General features: G+C 51.1%; 14 protein-coding genes and 1 riboswitch. Of the genes, 13 read left to right on the forward strand and 1 reads right to left on the reverse strand.

Translation table 11 applies throughout. The features are described from left to right. Positions 1–140: 140 nt before the first annotated feature. The 4 genes from vanG to rsmI all read left to right on the forward strand — a co-directional run bounded on the left by vanG (position 141) and on the right by rsmI (position 4,250). Positions 141–1,202: a D-alanine--D-serine ligase VanG gene (vanG, locus tag HH215_RS23270; RefSeq protein WP_169282068.1), complete on the forward strand. Its 1,062-nt coding sequence runs from the start codon at positions 141–143 to the stop codon at positions 1,200–1,202. A 33-nt stretch (positions 1,203–1,235) separates the two neighbouring features. Next, positions 1,236–2,360 carry a serine racemase VanT catalytic subunit gene (vanT, locus tag HH215_RS23275; RefSeq protein WP_169282069.1) on the forward strand — a complete coding sequence of 375 codons (1,125 nt, stop codon included), beginning with the start codon at positions 1,236–1,238 and terminating at the stop codon, positions 2,358–2,360. 95 nt (positions 2,361–2,455) lie between these two features. Beyond that, a complete protein-coding gene (locus HH215_RS23280) occupies positions 2,456–3,298 on the forward strand; it encodes a tRNA1(Val) (adenine(37)-N6)-methyltransferase (protein ID WP_169282070.1) in 843 nt (280 codons plus the stop codon). Next, a complete protein-coding gene (rsmI, locus tag HH215_RS23285) occupies positions 3,291–4,250 on the forward strand; it encodes a 16S rRNA (cytidine(1402)-2'-O)-methyltransferase (RefSeq protein WP_254450192.1) in 960 nt (319 codons plus the stop codon). Before HH215_RS23280 ends, rsmI begins: the two co-directional genes overlap by 8 nt. Positions 4,251–4,373: 123 nt before the next feature. Here the strand turns inward: rsmI and HH215_RS23290 are convergent, their stop codons facing one another. Further along, positions 4,374–4,628 carry an AbrB/MazE/SpoVT family DNA-binding domain-containing protein gene (locus HH215_RS23290; RefSeq protein ID WP_027086730.1) on the reverse strand — a complete coding sequence of 85 codons (255 nt, stop codon included), beginning with the start codon at positions 4,626–4,628 and terminating at the stop codon, positions 4,374–4,376. A 330-nt stretch (positions 4,629–4,958) separates the two neighbouring features. Here HH215_RS23290 and HH215_RS23295 point away from each other — a divergent pair, with 330 nt between their 5' ends. From HH215_RS23295 to ispE, 9 genes are all read left to right on the forward strand, one after another. Continuing rightward, the gene (locus tag HH215_RS23295) at positions 4,959–6,251 is read left to right on the forward strand and encodes an HD domain-containing protein (protein ID WP_169282071.1); all 1,293 of its coding nucleotides are present in this window, start codon (positions 4,959–4,961) and stop codon (positions 6,249–6,251) included. 129 nt (positions 6,252–6,380) lie between these two features. Then, positions 6,381–7,154, forward strand: coding sequence for a TatD family hydrolase (locus HH215_RS23300; RefSeq protein ID WP_169282072.1), 774 nt, complete (start codon positions 6,381–6,383; stop codon positions 7,152–7,154). Positions 7,155–7,332: 178 nt separating this feature from the next. Then, positions 7,333–7,555: riboswitch (cyclic di-AMP (ydaO/yuaA leader) on the forward strand. Between the two features lie 276 nt (positions 7,556–7,831). Continuing rightward, entirely contained in the window at positions 7,832–8,989 is a 1,158-nt protein-coding gene (locus HH215_RS23305) for a resuscitation-promoting factor (protein ID WP_169282073.1), read from the forward strand. A gap of 183 nt (positions 8,990–9,172) precedes the next feature. Then, on the forward strand, positions 9,173–9,724 hold the full coding sequence (rnmV, locus tag HH215_RS23310) for a ribonuclease M5 (RefSeq protein ID WP_169282074.1): 552 nt from the start codon (positions 9,173–9,175) through the stop codon (positions 9,722–9,724). Between the two features lie 207 nt (positions 9,725–9,931). Next, positions 9,932–10,807 carry a 16S rRNA (adenine(1518)-N(6)/adenine(1519)-N(6))-dimethyltransferase RsmA gene (rsmA, locus tag HH215_RS23315; protein WP_169284541.1) on the forward strand — a complete coding sequence of 292 codons (876 nt, stop codon included), beginning with the start codon at positions 9,932–9,934 and terminating at the stop codon, positions 10,805–10,807. Between the two features lie 159 nt (positions 10,808–10,966). Next, entirely contained in the window at positions 10,967–11,845 is an 879-nt protein-coding gene (yabG, locus tag HH215_RS23320; protein ID WP_169282075.1) for a sporulation peptidase YabG, read from the forward strand. 149 nt (positions 11,846–11,994) lie between these two features. Then, positions 11,995–12,270 carry a biofilm formation stimulator Veg gene (veg, locus tag HH215_RS23325; RefSeq protein ID WP_115995944.1) on the forward strand — a complete coding sequence of 92 codons (276 nt, stop codon included), beginning with the start codon at positions 11,995–11,997 and terminating at the stop codon, positions 12,268–12,270. Between the two features lie 122 nt (positions 12,271–12,392). After that, positions 12,393–12,572 carry a small, acid-soluble spore protein, alpha/beta type gene (locus HH215_RS23330; RefSeq protein ID WP_169282076.1) on the forward strand — a complete coding sequence of 60 codons (180 nt, stop codon included), beginning with the start codon at positions 12,393–12,395 and terminating at the stop codon, positions 12,570–12,572. Between the two features lie 617 nt (positions 12,573–13,189). Further along, on the forward strand, positions 13,190–14,053 hold the full coding sequence (gene ispE, locus HH215_RS23335; RefSeq protein WP_169284542.1) for a 4-(cytidine 5'-diphospho)-2-C-methyl-D-erythritol kinase: 864 nt from the start codon (positions 13,190–13,192) through the stop codon (positions 14,051–14,053). The last annotated feature ends 11 nt before the right edge of the window (positions 14,054–14,064 follow it).

Below are 14,064 nucleotides of genomic sequence, written 5' to 3' on the forward strand. Positions count from 1 at the left end.
GCTTTTCAGAACGTTTAAAATTTTGCTTAAACAATAGTTCATAACATCTTAAGAACTGTTAACGAATTATTTGTAATTATTTTAGTTCTGTTCCTTATAATCAATTCCATCCTCTTAATATGGAACAGGAGAAATGACTTATGCATATGAAAAATATCGCGGTACTGTTCGGCGGCTGTTCGACGGAGTACGGAGTGTCTTTACAATCGGCCGCATCCGTCATCGATCATCTGGATCGCTCCGTCTATCGAATTATTCAGATCGGCATAACAAGAGAAGGTGAATGGCTTCACTACCAGGGCGGATCTGCAGATATACGCAATGATAACTGGCATACCCACTCTAGCTGCACACCCGCATTTATTTCCCCTAGCCAGGGAAGTAAAGGAATCATTGAGCTGAGAGGAACGGAGTTTCGTATCCTTCCCGTTGATGTCGTATTCCCCGTCCTTCACGGCAAAAACGGAGAGGATGGAACCGTGCAGGGCCTGTTGGAGCTTTCGGGTATTCCTTATGTCGGATGCGACACGTTGTCATCCGCGATCTGCATGGACAAGGGGATCGCTAGCCAGCTCGTAAGAGCCGCGGGAGTGGAGACAGCCCCTTCGGTGACGCTGTACGCGGGCGACGACCTGGAAACGGCAGTCAACGCCGCCGAGAAGCTTAGCTTTCCTTTATTCGTCAAACCGGCGAAGTCCGGTTCTTCATTCGGCATAACGAAAGCCCGCGACAGAACGGAGCTCATCGAAGGGATTCAAATCGCATTCTCCTACGATGACAAGGTGATCGTAGAACAGAACGTAGCGGGGTTCGAAGTGGGATGCGCGGTACTCGGAAATTCGCAACCGTTCATCGCCGAAGTGGACGAGATCGAGTTATCGGGCGAATTTTTCGATTACGGAGAGAAGTATTCGCTGCAATCCGCGAAGATCCATCTGCCGGCGAGGATAGACGCGGATATGGCCGCCAAGGTAAAGGAAACCGCGCGGTTGATCTATAGAACGTTAGGTTGTACAGGCCTTGCAAGGGTGGACATGTTCCTTGCCGATCATGGGCGTATCGTATTTAACGAAGTGAATACGATGCCCGGGTTCACGGCCGCAAGCCGATATCCGAACATGATGGGCTATAGCGATCTTTCTTATTCGAAACTAATGCACCGGTTGATTCAACTTGCTATGGCAAGGGAAATAAACGGATGATTCATTCTGACGATGGGATGAGATGATGAGAAGATGAGAACCTCGAATCGGGCTTGGGCGGAGATCAATTTAGCCCATTTGAAACACAACTTATTCGAATTAATGCGAGCATTGCCCTCTCGTTGCTCCGTTATGGCGGTCGTCAAAGCCAATGCTTACGGTCATGGCGGCATTGAGGTTGCAAAGTTTCTGAACGAAATCGGGGTCATCCATTTCGCCGTCGCCTCGATCGAGGAAGCGATCGAATTGCGCAGGCATGGCGTACAAGGCGAAATTCTCATCTTAGGTTACACTTCACCCGATCGCGCGGATGACCTTTTCAGCTACCAGCTGACTCAAACGATCGTTAGCGCGGATTATGGACGAGCATTAGACGAACGCGGACGCAAGATTAAGGTTCACGTGAAGATCGACACCGGCATGCATCGCTTAGGGGAATCGCACCGGAACACGGATGAAATTCTCTCTTGTTTCAATCCAATCCATTTGCGGGTTAATGGAACTTACAGCCACTTGTCCGTATCGGACAGCCTGGATCGGGAGAAAGTCGCGTTTACGACGATGCAGCTCGCTCAATTTAATGCGGTGATCGATCGAATTCGGTCCGAAGGCTTGAACCCGGGGAATGTCCATATCCAAAGCAGCTACGGCATTCTAAATTATCCGGATATCGCATTCGATCTGGCTCGTCCGGGAATCGCATTGTACGGCTTGCTGAGTAATGAAGAAGATCGAGTGGTCACGCAAGCAAAGCTGCAGCCCGTTCTCTCCCTTAGAGCCACGGTATCGCAGGTGTCCGATGTGCCCGCGCATCATCCGGTAGGATACGGACACAAATTCATTCCTTCGCAAGACGTTCGGATTGCGACCGTTTCGATCGGTTATGCCGATGGCATCCCGAAGAACTTAGCGGATAATGGCGGTTATGTTCTGATTCGCGGACAGCGGGCAAACATGACGGGAAGCATCTGCATGGATCAGTTTATGGTAGACGTGACTTCGATCGAAGAGGTACGGCAAGGAGATACGGTCACGATTATCGGACAGGACGGAACGGAAACCATAACGGCGGGTCTGATCGCCAAACAGTGCGGAACGGTAACTAATGAAATCGTTAGCCGAATCGGGAGTCGCGTCGAACGCGTTTATGTCTCTTAAAAAAACGATGAACATTGCGATAGGCCGAGGAATCAAGTAAGCTAAGGGGCGTGAACCATTTTTAAATATGACTTGGCTGAAAGGTGCTTTATTCAATGGACTCGAATCCGATAAGAGAAGTGGAACCGTCCTTACAACCCGGAGAGCGGTTGGACGATCTTCTTACCCATAATCTACGAATCATTCAAAGCTCGGAGGTGTTCAGTTTTTCCTTGGACGCCGTGTTGCTCGCGAGATTCGCCGGAGTGCCGCCGAGGGGCCGCATTCTAGATCTGTGCACGGGAAACGGAGTCATCCCGATGTTGCTGACGACAAGAACGAACGCAACCGTCGACGGGATTGAGATTCAACCCAGGTTGGCGGACATGGCGAATCGGAGCGTTCGACTAAACGGGTTAACCGATAAAATCAAGATCATAGAGGGCGACTTGCGCGAATGGAGGCCGGATGGCGAGCTGTATGATGCCGTCACGGTCAATCCGCCGTATCTTCCGCTTTCGAGCGGCGATTACAAGGAAAACCATCACCAAGCAATGGCCAGGCATGAGATCGGTTGTAAGCTGGAGGATGTTATTGCGGCTTGCGCAAGGTCGGTTCGCATCGGCGGGCGAGTCTCGATGGTACATCGTCCGAGCAGAATGGTCGACATCATCGACCTTATGCGACGGTATCGGCTGGAGCCGAAGAGAATCCGGTTCGTTCATCCTCGCAAGGAGGCGGAAGCGAACATGATCTTAATAGAAGGAACGCGAGACGGCAAACCGGAAGTACGGTTATTGCCGCCTTTGGTCGTCTACGAGGAAGACGGAGAGTATACCCCGGAGCTACTTGCGGTATTCTACGGACAAGCCGCCGAGCTGCCCGATTTCAAGCGGCAGAACGGACGAGCCCCGATAACCAAAACAAACGAAGTTAGGAAGGAGGCTGAGGATGATTAGAGAGGATCGTGAAATGATTCCGGGCACCGAGCAGGCTTCCGTCCAGCGAAGCTTTGCCGTTCGGGAAACTCCCGGAACCTTGTATTTGGTCGCTACGCCGATCGGTAATTTGGAGGATATTACGTTCCGCGCTATCCGAACGCTGAAGGAAGTTCAACTGATCGCGGCGGAAGATACCCGTCAAACGCGGAAGCTGCTTACTCACTTCGATATTCAGAATAGGCTCGTTAGTTATCATGAGCACAATCGGGAAGCCAGCGGACCCGAGCTTATCCGATTGCTGATGGAGGGTCAACATATTGCCCTGGTTAGCGATGCTGGAATTCCCGCTATCTCCGACCCGGGAGCCGAGCTTGTCAGGGATGCGGTGGGGGCAGGCATACCGGTCGTTCCGATTCCGGGAGCTAATGCGGCGCTGTCCGCGCTCGTCATCTCCGGTCTGCCGACCGACAGGTTCTTGTTCGTAGGTTTCCCGCCGCGTGAGCGCAAGGGCTTAAACAAGCTCCTCGATGGTCTGGAGGGAGAGAGCGGAACTTTAATCTTCTACGAATCCCCTCATAGGGTGAAGAAATCGTTGCTCGTCATTGCGGAACGTTGGAGCGGGCGTAAAGCGGCGATCGTTCGAGAGTTGACCAAGCGCCACGAGGAAGCGATCCGGGGAACGGTTGCCGCATGCCTCGAGCATCTCGAGCAGATTCCTCCGCTCGGGGAATGTTGCATTATTATAGAAGGTACGAGTTCGACGGCGGGGACAGGGACAGGGACAGGGACAGGAGCTTCCGGAGATGCGAATGGCGGTCAATGGTGGTCATCATTAACGCTGGCGCAGCATGTGGCTCACTACGAATCCCTGCAATCGAATCGCAAGGAAGCCATGAAGCTTGCGGCCACGGATCGAGGGTTATCCAGACGCGATGTCTATCAAGCCTTGCTAGAGACAAACGAACAATAGAACCTGTCGGATACCGAGACAAAAAAAAGCCTCCCGAGATCGATATCGGGAGGGGTGCAAGGAGTATAAAAAGGTTGGAATTAACAATTATTAGAATACAATTTTCATTATAAACTATTTTCTTTAATTTGTCACAGGTGAAGGTAAATCCTTCAAACATTCTCTGCAAACAATTTTGCCTTTGAAATATGTAACGTTCTCCGCATTACCGCAGAAGATACAAGCAGGCTCGTATTTCTTCAACATGATGCGCTCTCCGTCCACATAAATCTCAAGAGCATCTTTCTCTCCGATGCCTAACGTGCGGCGCAATTCGATTGGAATAACCACCCGGCCCAACTCATCGACTTTCCGTACGATACCAGTAGATTTCATCATTTGGTAATACCCCTCTCAAAAGGTTAAAATAATAACAAACGGACCATCAATTGCTGAGCATGTCCGTGTTCGCCAGCATTCGACAAAGTTCTCTTTTTTCCGATCTCTATCGTACCAACCTTTCCCAAAAAAGTCAACCTGTATTGCTAGGGAAGAAGTCGCATTTCTGCTGAAAAGTTGCTGAGAATCCTTTCAAATAAGGCAATTTCGAGAACAAAGGGCATTGTCTACTAAAGAATGTTTAAGGAAAACGTTATTCGACATCGTTCGACATAAAACGATAAGTAAAGCAGTTGTTTGTCGAAAAGTGACAAAAAAGAGGTGATGTCCATGCTCGCGAAATTGCAAGAAGAGAAGGTTTTCAAGGATCCTGTTCATCATTCTATTTACGTGCAGGATCTGACCATCTGGAAACTCATTAATACACCCGAGTTCCAGCGACTCAGAAGAATACGCCAATTAGGCACCTCCTATCTTACTTTCCATGGAGCGGAGCACAGCAGGTTTTCCCATTCCTTGGGCGTTTATGAAATAACAAGGAAAATTATTTCTCAATTTGAGCGTAATGGATACGACGATTGGCCGCAAGAGGAAAAATTACTCAGTCTTTGCGCTTCCTTGTTGCACGATGTCGGACATGGACCTTTTTCGCATTCGCTGGAACAAATCTTTCGTACCGACCATGAAGAATTTACTTGCGAAGTGATATTGGGAGACACCGGCGTGAACCGGGTTCTGCGCGAGGTGGATCCGCAATTTCCCGCTAAGGTAGCTTCCGTCATTCGTAAGAAGTACGAGAAACCGATCGTCGTTAGCTTAGTATCCAGCCAACTCGATGCGGATCGAATGGATTATTTGCTGCGGGATGCATTTTTTACGGGAGTGAACTACGGAACGTTCGACTTGGATCGGATTCTTCGGGTGTTGCGTCCTTATAAAGGAAAGATCGTGGTGAAAGAAAGCGGAATGCACGCGGTCGAAGACTACTTGATGTCCCGATACCAGATGTACTGGCAAGTTTATTTTCACCCGGTGACGCGGAGTTCGGAAATTGTGCTGAGGCAAATCTTCCGCAGAGCCGGCGAGCTTCATAAAGAGGAATACGAATTCGCGTTCATGCTTCCGCCGATTCGGGAGCTACTGGAAGGTACGATCACGCTGCGCCAATATTTGAAGTTGGACGAAGCATTGGTGCAGACGACGTTCGGCCAGTGGACGGAGGAGAAGGACGAGCTCTTGTCGGATCTGTGCCGACGGTTCTTGAATCGTCAGTTGTATAAGTACGCGCCGCTGGAGCAAGAGGACAAGCTATGGCTCGAGGAAGTTCGACAAGAATGGGAGCGGATCGGTCTTCATCCGGACTATCATATGGAAGTCGATACTCCGATGGATTCGCCGTACGACGTCTATAAACCGGGCGCATTGCCCGACGGCAAAGAAAAGCCTCCGATTCTTCTGCTCGACGAGCAAGAGCAATTAACGGAGATCTCGGTAAAGTCGGATATTATTCAGTCAATTGCCGGTCTTCATCGCGGGAAATACTACATTTACTTTCCCTTGGAGAAGGTGCTCCCGCACGCTCATAAGTTAAGTCCGGAGACGCGCAAAAAACTGTCTATATAATAGAAGGAACTTCGTGATCAAAAGCCGATTTTTTGAATTACATCTTCAAATGAACGTTCAAAAAGTCAGGTTTTCAGCACCGAGAAGGTTGGATGAAGCTACATTTATAGAAGGGGGACAAATTCCGACATGCTTATCGACACCCATGCCCACCTAGATTCTCCCAAGTTCGACAACGATCGCGAAGAGGTCATCGCCCGCGCCCTTGAGGCAGGGATAGATACGATCGTGAACATCGGTTTTAATCGGGAAACGATTCCCACGACTATGGCGTTAGCCGAGAAATATCCCTTTATCTACGCGGTCGTAGGGTGGCATCCGACAGATGCTATAGATATGAAGTTGGAGGAGGATTTGGCCTGGATCGAACGGCTGTGCAGCCACCCAAAAGTCGTGGCCATCGGCGAGATCGGGCTTGATTACTATTGGGATACGTCCCCGAAAGAAATCCAACATACCGTATTCCGGGAGCAAATTCGGTTGGCTAAACGTCTGAACAAACCGATCGTCATCCACAATCGCGATGCTCACGAAGATATCGTTAGATTACTTAAAGAAGAGAAAGCGGAAGAAGTCGGCGGAATTATGCACTGCTTCTCCGGAAGCTGGGAAACGGCCCGAAAATGCCTCGATATGAACTTCTATATTTCATTCGGAGGTCCGGTTACTTTTAAGAACGCGAGAGTGCCGAAAGAGGTGTTGGAACGTGTTCCGCTCGATCGATTATTGCTCGAAACGGATGCTCCTTATTTAGCTCCGCACCCTCACCGAGGGAAGCGGAACGAGTCGGCTTACGTTCGTCTCGTCGCGGAGACCGCGGCGGAGATTAAAGGGATTTCAGTGGATGAGATGGCACATATTACCAGTGAAAATGGGCGCCGCTGTTTGGGCATAACGAGATAAACGGAAGATTTGGAAGAAAAACGGCTCGGTTTGAAGAAAAAACTGGCTTTTGCTTGGGATAATCGAATAGATCCGGTCGTTTTTCCGTGAAAACGAGCAAATTCGTCCGTTGCATCATCTTTACACCTTTGGCGACTAGAGGTTATTATCATCAACAGAAGTTCGAATATGACATTCCTTTTCCAGTGCGCTTAATCTCCCGAACGGGAGAGTGGGGGACCCAACGCAACGGCGTTTAGGCAATTAAACGTCCGCAGCGGTCCGAGCAATCTTGGGGTGAATTTTGCAAGTGGCAGAGACGCGACTCTATCTGAGTAACTCGTCATGCCAAGGAGCAAATAGGGCAACTCTCTTTCGCCCGAACCCGACAGCTAACCCCGCAAGCGTGATAGAGAGAGGTCAACCTCGTGCCGCGACAATTCTTTTAACTCTTCTACATGCGGAAGCCACGAACAGGTCCTCTGTCTCGATGGCTTTTTGTGTTGAAAAAAAGAATTGTAAAAGCTTGTACCAAGCTTTGGAGCGTGCATTACTGGATAAGGCGGCGCTTTAACAAACGTCCGGAATTTCGCAGTAACGGACGGATCGGCGAGCGTCGATAACCATTTTGGATTAGTCGCGTCAGACAAGTATCATGCATCACAGTCGACGGCGGGGCTATGAAGGAGGAGCGAGATATGGGCGTTATTCCTACTGAGGAAACCCATGTTCCACGACCGACCGGCAAGCTTTTCGCACTGCGATGGAAGCATGAGCATTTGCGCGCAGCCCTACTAGGCGCAATTCTCGTTTTTGCCATCACCATCATGTTCATGTCGTTGTTGCAGAAAGCAGCCACTAAGAACATTACGTTCATCGACAACGGAATATCTAAAATGTTCGAAACCCAGTCTCCTAACGTACTCGGTTTTATCGAAGAACAGGGTATTCACGTTGGCCCGCATGATCGCCTTTCCCTATCGCTTACCGATTCTCTTGAAGAGGGCGGCCAGCTCGTTATCGATCGGGCTGTAGGAGTGACGGTCAGAGCGGACGGAAATCAGAAAGTTACCTACACGACCGAAGATACGGTTGGGGGAGTCATAAGTTCGTTAGCGATTAAACTGTCCGACGAGGACCGGATTACGCCGGCCCTGGGCAGTCCCTTGAAAGAGGGGATGACCGTATCGGTAGTTAGGGTTCGTAAAGAAGTCGTAGAGACCAAGTACCCAATCGACTTTAAGGTCGTACAGAAAAAGAACGAAGAGCTGGAAGAAGGCAAGCTGAAGGTTGTTAATGCGGGGAAAAAAGGGCTCGTCGTCTTCAAGACGGAGAAAGTTTACGAGGATGGTAAGCTCGTCAGTCAGGAAATGATCGAGAAAACCGTTGCCCAACCAGCCGTTCAGAAAATCGTCGCTATCGGCACGAAGAAGAAGCCCGAGGTGGCGACTCTCTCTTATAGCGGTCCGCCGACTTCCGCCGAAGCGAGAGTCGTTAAGTTAAACGGCCAAAGCGTAAAAGTTAAGCGGCTGCTTAACAATGTAACGCTGACCGCCTATTCGGCCGGATTTGCCTCTACCGGTAAATCGGAGGGCGATCACGGTTACGGAGTCACATCTTCCGGTGCCGTCGTTCGAGAAGGGCGTACGATTGCCGTCGACCCTAAGGTCATCCCTATCGGTTGGTGGGTCTATATCGAAGGCATTGGATTCAGAAGAGCCGAAGATACGGGCGGCGCGGTCAAAGGGAAGAAGATCGACGTTTATTACGAGAGCGAATCGCGAGCGAACAAGTTCGGCATGAAACGCGGATACAAGGTATACGTGATCGGTCCGGTCAAACCTTCCGCGGATTAATCGTTACGAGAATGAGTGGCCTACGCGTAACAATAGCAAGTCGTGAATCGGGAAGAAGCCGCGAGGCTTTCTCCCGATTTTTGTTTTATAGCGGTTTGCTACGAATCCGCATGATGACTTGCCGTCGCCGGGAATCTCGTATACGCTTGTAGGAATAGCTTTGTAAAGGCGGAATGAAATGTTATGATTCGAGAAATGATTGTCGTTGAAGGGAAGGACGACACGACGGCCGTCCAGAGAGCCGTAGGCGCGGACACGATCGAGACGGGCGGTTCCGCGATCGGGGAAGACGTGCTGAAGCGCATCGAGCTTGCACAGTCCCGCAGAGGGGTTATCGTTCTAACGGATCCGGATGCTCCGGGAGAACGCATTCGCAAGATCGTGACCGAAAGGGTGCCGGGCTGCAAGCATGCCTTCCTGACGAAGGACGAAGCGAGAGGCCGGCGAGGAATCGGAGTCGAGCATGCTTCCGACGAGGCGATTCGCAGAGCGCTGGAAGGCGTCCGAAGCCCTGAAGGCGATTCTGGGGAGCTTGGAGAGATCGAGTGGAGCGATCTGCTCGATACGGGGCTCATCGTGCACGCCTCGTCTGCGCGCCGCAGAGAGCGAATGGGAGAGCTGTTAGGGATCGGGTACGCGAACGGCAAGCAATTTTACAAAAGGTGTCTCATGTTCCGAATTACGCGAGTCGAGTTTCTAACCGCATTGGAACAACTGGAGCGGGAAGGGTTATAGCCGAATATGAAAAAAACGATGGATAAAAACGGGGGCGTAAAAAGTTCCGGAGGGAAGAGCGGCGGAACAAAAAGCGGCCCAAAGAATGGCGGAGCAAATAACGGCGGCAAAAAGTATGGTCCCCATACGAAGCCTTATCAATATTCTCAAAAGCCGGAGGGAGCGGAAGCTAAGTCGGGCTCGTCTGCGGCAACGTCTTCCAAGGACATGTTAAAAGAAATCGCGACATCCAGCCGTACCCGCGATATCATTCGCAAGCACGGCTTTACTTTCAAGAAGAGCCTAGGGCAGAACTTCCTGATCAACGCGGACGTGTTGGATCAGATCATTGCCGCTGCGGGCTTGGACGAGACCCGCGGAGCGCTTGAAGTTGGCCCCGGGATAGGATCACTTACGGAAAGACTCGCCAAGGCGGCGGGCAAAGTCGCGTCGGTGGAAATCGATAGGCGTCTCATCCCGATCCTGGAAGACGTTATGTCCCCCTACGCGAACGTAAACATCGTTCACAGTGATATTCTTAAGACCGATCTGCGGAAGCTCTGGGAGGAGCAATTCTCAGGCTTAGCCGGCGTGAGCGTAGTAGCGAATCTTCCGTATTACGTAACGACGCCGATCATTATGAAGTTGCTGGAAGAACGGTTGCCTCTGGAGAACATCGTCGTTATGGTGCAGAAGGAAGTCGCGGAGAGAATGGCGGCTAAGCCGGGGGGCAAAGAATTCGGAAGCCTGAGCATCGCCGTGCAATACTACTGCGAGCCCGAGCTCGTCTGCATCGTGCCCGGCAAAGCGTTTATCCCCGCCCCTAATGTGGAATCGGCGGTCATCAAGCTGAAACGACGTCAGGAGCTGGCCGTCAGCGTTCCCGATGAAGCGAAGTTTTTCCATGTCGTTCAGACCGCGTTTTCCCAGCGGCGTAAGACGCTTGCGAATAACTTGTCCTCGTTATCGGGGAAAGAACGCAAAGCAGAGCTGTCGGAAATGTTGCTGGCTAACGGCATACAACCGGAGCGCCGCGCGGAGACGTTGTCGTTGCAAGAATTCGCAACCGTATGCGAGGCGTTGACCCGAAGCGGTATGCTCTAATAAATTCGAAGGGCCGTTGCCTAGACGGTCTCTTCGAGCATTTCGGAAAGCATAAAATCGCGTGTGTTTTTGCTTGGCTGCTTTGAGATCAAAAGCCGACTCCGGACGCGCACCCGAAGCCTATTCGCTCCATAGGATAGACGAAGAGGTGATTTGCCCATGAAGCAGGGGGATCTAGTCGTTCGCAAATCCTATGGTGGGGATGTATTGTTCCGAGTTGCGGCATTCGCCGCAGATCAAGCTGTGCTCAGGGGGATGGACTACCGCTTGCTTGCCGACTCCCCTATCGAAGATCTTCAAACGGTACGCAATCCGGACGAGCTCGGAGGGACGCGCCAGGCGCGCATACAGGCGAATGAATCTCTGCGCCGAATGAACGAGGAACGGAACAAGCAAGCCGTGCGTGCGGGCTTCACGACGGCTCTAGACGATCGGCGGCAACCCTTCTTCGAGATGCCGGGCAGGGTTCTGCATCTAGACGGAGACGCCAACTATCTGAAGAAGAGCATGCAGGTGTATGGCCAATTAAGGGTTCCCGCGGAAGGCGTGCACTGTCACGAGTCGCAAATGCCGCAAATGTTGCTTCGGATGCTCCCGCAATTTCATCCGGACATTGTCGTCATTACCGGCCATGACGGGGTGCTCAAGCAGCGCGAGGATCTGCAGCAGCTCAGTAGTTACAAAAATTCGTTGAACTTCGTTCAAGCGGTCAATGTCGCGAGGGACTATGAACGCAATCGCGATTCGCTCGTCGTCGTTGCCGGCGCCTGTCAGTCCCACTTCGAAGCCCTATTACAAGCAGGGGCCAATTTCGCAAGCTCTCCGGGGCGAATTATGATTCATGCGCTGGATCCCGTCTACGTAGCCGTACGCGCCGCGTTCACTCCGTTCCGGGATACGATCAACATCACCGACGTTATCGCCCATACGATCAGCGGAAGGCAAGGCGTCGGGGGAATTGAGACCATGGGACGATATCGGATCGGAGTCCCGAATTTAAAAGAAGCGAATTCGGAACAAAATGTGAACATTGTGTGACGAAATGAATGGAATCTTTGGGAAAACCCAGGATCTACAAGGAAAATGACCGTTGACATGAAATCAGCACTGTTGATATAATATTCTGCTCATTTGACACCTCCCCTGTTTTTAGATATAATTTACAGGGAAAGAGGTGGTAGTGGATCATGGCTAAAAACGCTCTTCTAGAGATCAAACGAAGCCTGGAACCGCACGTCGGCTCCAAAATCATGCTCCGCGCCAACGGTGGACGACGCAAAACCATCGAACGCACGGGGGTATTGGAAGAAATCTACCCATCAGTTTTCATTGTTAAACTGGATCAGGAACAGCACGCGTTTAAGCGGGTTTCGTACAGTTACGCCGATATTTTGACTGAATCCGTGGAAGTTATGCTGTGCAATGACGATGGCCAGGTTCGCATCAATTATTTATCGCACTGACACGGTTAATTGTACGGGCAGCATCGCGCTTGGGAAGAAGCGCCGTGCTGTCCGTTTTGCATGTATAAGCTTCTAAATAGGCATCCTATTAAGGGTCTTAACCTTGACGAGGAGGCGACGGGATGAGTCGAAGAAGAAGCGTGATGTCCGAGCAATTGAAGACGGAACTAGCTAAGGACCTCGGGTTTTACGGGAAAGTCCAACAAGAGGGCTGGGGCGGAATTACGACCAAGGATGCTGGGAACATGGTGAAACGGGCGATTCAGATCGCGGAGCAGGCGGCATCGAAATCCCAGCAATAATTTCAGGCAATGGCGACATGCCGGGAGGCGAATTCCCGATTAAGGGGGAGTTTGTCCTCCTTTTTCGCATTTAGAGGCGCTGTTTGTTATAATATGTAAAGGTTTTTGCATGGATAAATGCATAGGAAAACGTCAATTACGGAAACGGGGAAATCTCTTTTCTTCCGACCTGAAGAACGAGCGAAATAGAGGTGCTCAGCACCCTTATTTCTCCGGAAACCCGCTCGCGGAGTGAAATAGAGGTGCCCAGCGCCCTTATTTCTCCAGAAACCCACTCGCGGATCGAAATAGCGGTGCCCAGCACCCTTATTTCTCCGGAAACCCACTCGCGGATCGAAATAGAGGTGCCCAGCGCCCTTATTTCTCCGGAAATCCGCTCGCGGTTCGAAATAGCGGTGCCCAGCGCCCTTATTTCTCCGGAAAACCGCTCGCGGAGCGAAATAGAGGTGCGTTTGTTTCAATTTCTTAAGCGATTGTCCTGTCAACGAAAAGCTTAGCCCTTTACTTAAACGATCAGAAAGGATAAAATTCAATGTCTTTGTATTCATCTGATCGCTCGATACAAACGTGTACCGCCGTCTTGAAGACGGCGAAGTCGTTTTACTTGGGAAGTGGTGATAAACTTGTCGAAGATTTACGAGAAGGCGCCTGCCAAAATAAATTTAATATTGGACGTATTGCGCAAGAGGGATGACGGCTTTCACGAAGTCGAAATGATAATGACGATGGTCGACTTGGCCGATCGGCTGGAGATGGAAGAGCTCCCGCGGGATCAGATCCTATTGTCGAGCCAGGTCGGCTTTATTCCCCTTGACGAGAAGAACCTCGCGTTTCAAGCGGCGAAGCTGATTAAGGAACGCTACGGGGTTAAGCGAGGCGTCTATATACATTTGGACAAACAGATCCCGGTAGCGGCGGGACTCGCGGGCGGCAGCAGCGACGCCGCGGCAACTCTAAGGGGATTGAACCGGTTATGGAACCTTGAGCTGTCGACGGACGAGCTGGAGGTTCTAGGCGCGGAGCTGGGTTCCGATGTCCCGTTCTGTATACGGGGGGGAACGGCTCTTGCACGCGGTCGAGGCGAGAAGCTGCAGACGATTCCTTCGCCTCCCCAATGCTGGGTGATCTTGGCGAAGCCGCCGATCAACGTATCGACCGCGGACGTATACGGCAAGTTTCGGGTTAACGACGTGAAGGAGCATCCTTCCATTCCGAATATGCTGAATGCCCTGTCCCGTCAATCTTTTCCGGACATGTGCGCCTCCCTGGGCAATGTGCTGGAGAACGTCACGCTTAATCGCTATCCTGAAGTTAGGCAAATCAAGGATTGCATGATCAAGGCGGGTGCCGATGGGGTGTTAATGTCGGGCAGCGGGCCTACCGTGTTCGGACTTGTATCCAAGGAAGTCAAGGTTGCGCGCGTATATAACGGCTTAAGGGGATTTTGCAAAGAGGTATATGTGGTAAGAATGCTAACATAATTGCAACTGAA

This window comes from Cohnella herbarum (assembly GCF_012849095.1).
GTDB classification, from domain to species: Bacteria; Bacillota; Bacilli; order Paenibacillales; family Paenibacillaceae; genus Cohnella; species Cohnella herbarum.

Bases quoted from the DNA above. Each gene is read 5' to 3' on its own strand.
- vanT (WP_169282069.1), top strand. From the start codon at position 1,236: ATGAGAACCTCGAATCGGGCTTGGGCGGAGATCAATTTAGCCCATTTG.
- HH215_RS23305 (WP_169282073.1), top strand. From the start codon at position 7,832: ATGGGCGTTATTCCTACTGAGGAAACCCATGTTCCACGACCGACCGGC.
- yabG (WP_169282075.1), top strand. From the start codon at position 10,967: ATGAAGCAGGGGGATCTAGTCGTTCGCAAATCCTATGGTGGGGATGTA.
- rnmV (WP_169282074.1), top strand. From the start codon at position 9,173: ATGATTCGAGAAATGATTGTCGTTGAAGGGAAGGACGACACGACGGCC.
- vanG (WP_169282068.1), top strand. From the start codon at position 141: ATGCATATGAAAAATATCGCGGTACTGTTCGGCGGCTGTTCGACGGAG.
- HH215_RS23290 (WP_027086730.1), bottom strand. From the start codon at position 4,628: ATGATGAAATCTACTGGTATCGTACGGAAAGTCGATGAGTTGGGCCGG.
- rsmI (WP_254450192.1), top strand. From the start codon at position 3,291: ATGATTAGAGAGGATCGTGAAATGATTCCGGGCACCGAGCAGGCTTCC.
- veg (WP_115995944.1), top strand. From the start codon at position 11,995: ATGGCTAAAAACGCTCTTCTAGAGATCAAACGAAGCCTGGAACCGCAC.
- rsmA (WP_169284541.1), top strand. From the start codon at position 9,932: ATGTTAAAAGAAATCGCGACATCCAGCCGTACCCGCGATATCATTCGC.
- HH215_RS23330 (WP_169282076.1), top strand. From the start codon at position 12,393: ATGAGTCGAAGAAGAAGCGTGATGTCCGAGCAATTGAAGACGGAACTA.
- HH215_RS23280 (WP_169282070.1), top strand. From the start codon at position 2,456: ATGGACTCGAATCCGATAAGAGAAGTGGAACCGTCCTTACAACCCGGA.
- HH215_RS23295 (WP_169282071.1), top strand. From the start codon at position 4,959: ATGCTCGCGAAATTGCAAGAAGAGAAGGTTTTCAAGGATCCTGTTCAT.
- HH215_RS23300 (WP_169282072.1), top strand. From the start codon at position 6,381: ATGCTTATCGACACCCATGCCCACCTAGATTCTCCCAAGTTCGACAAC.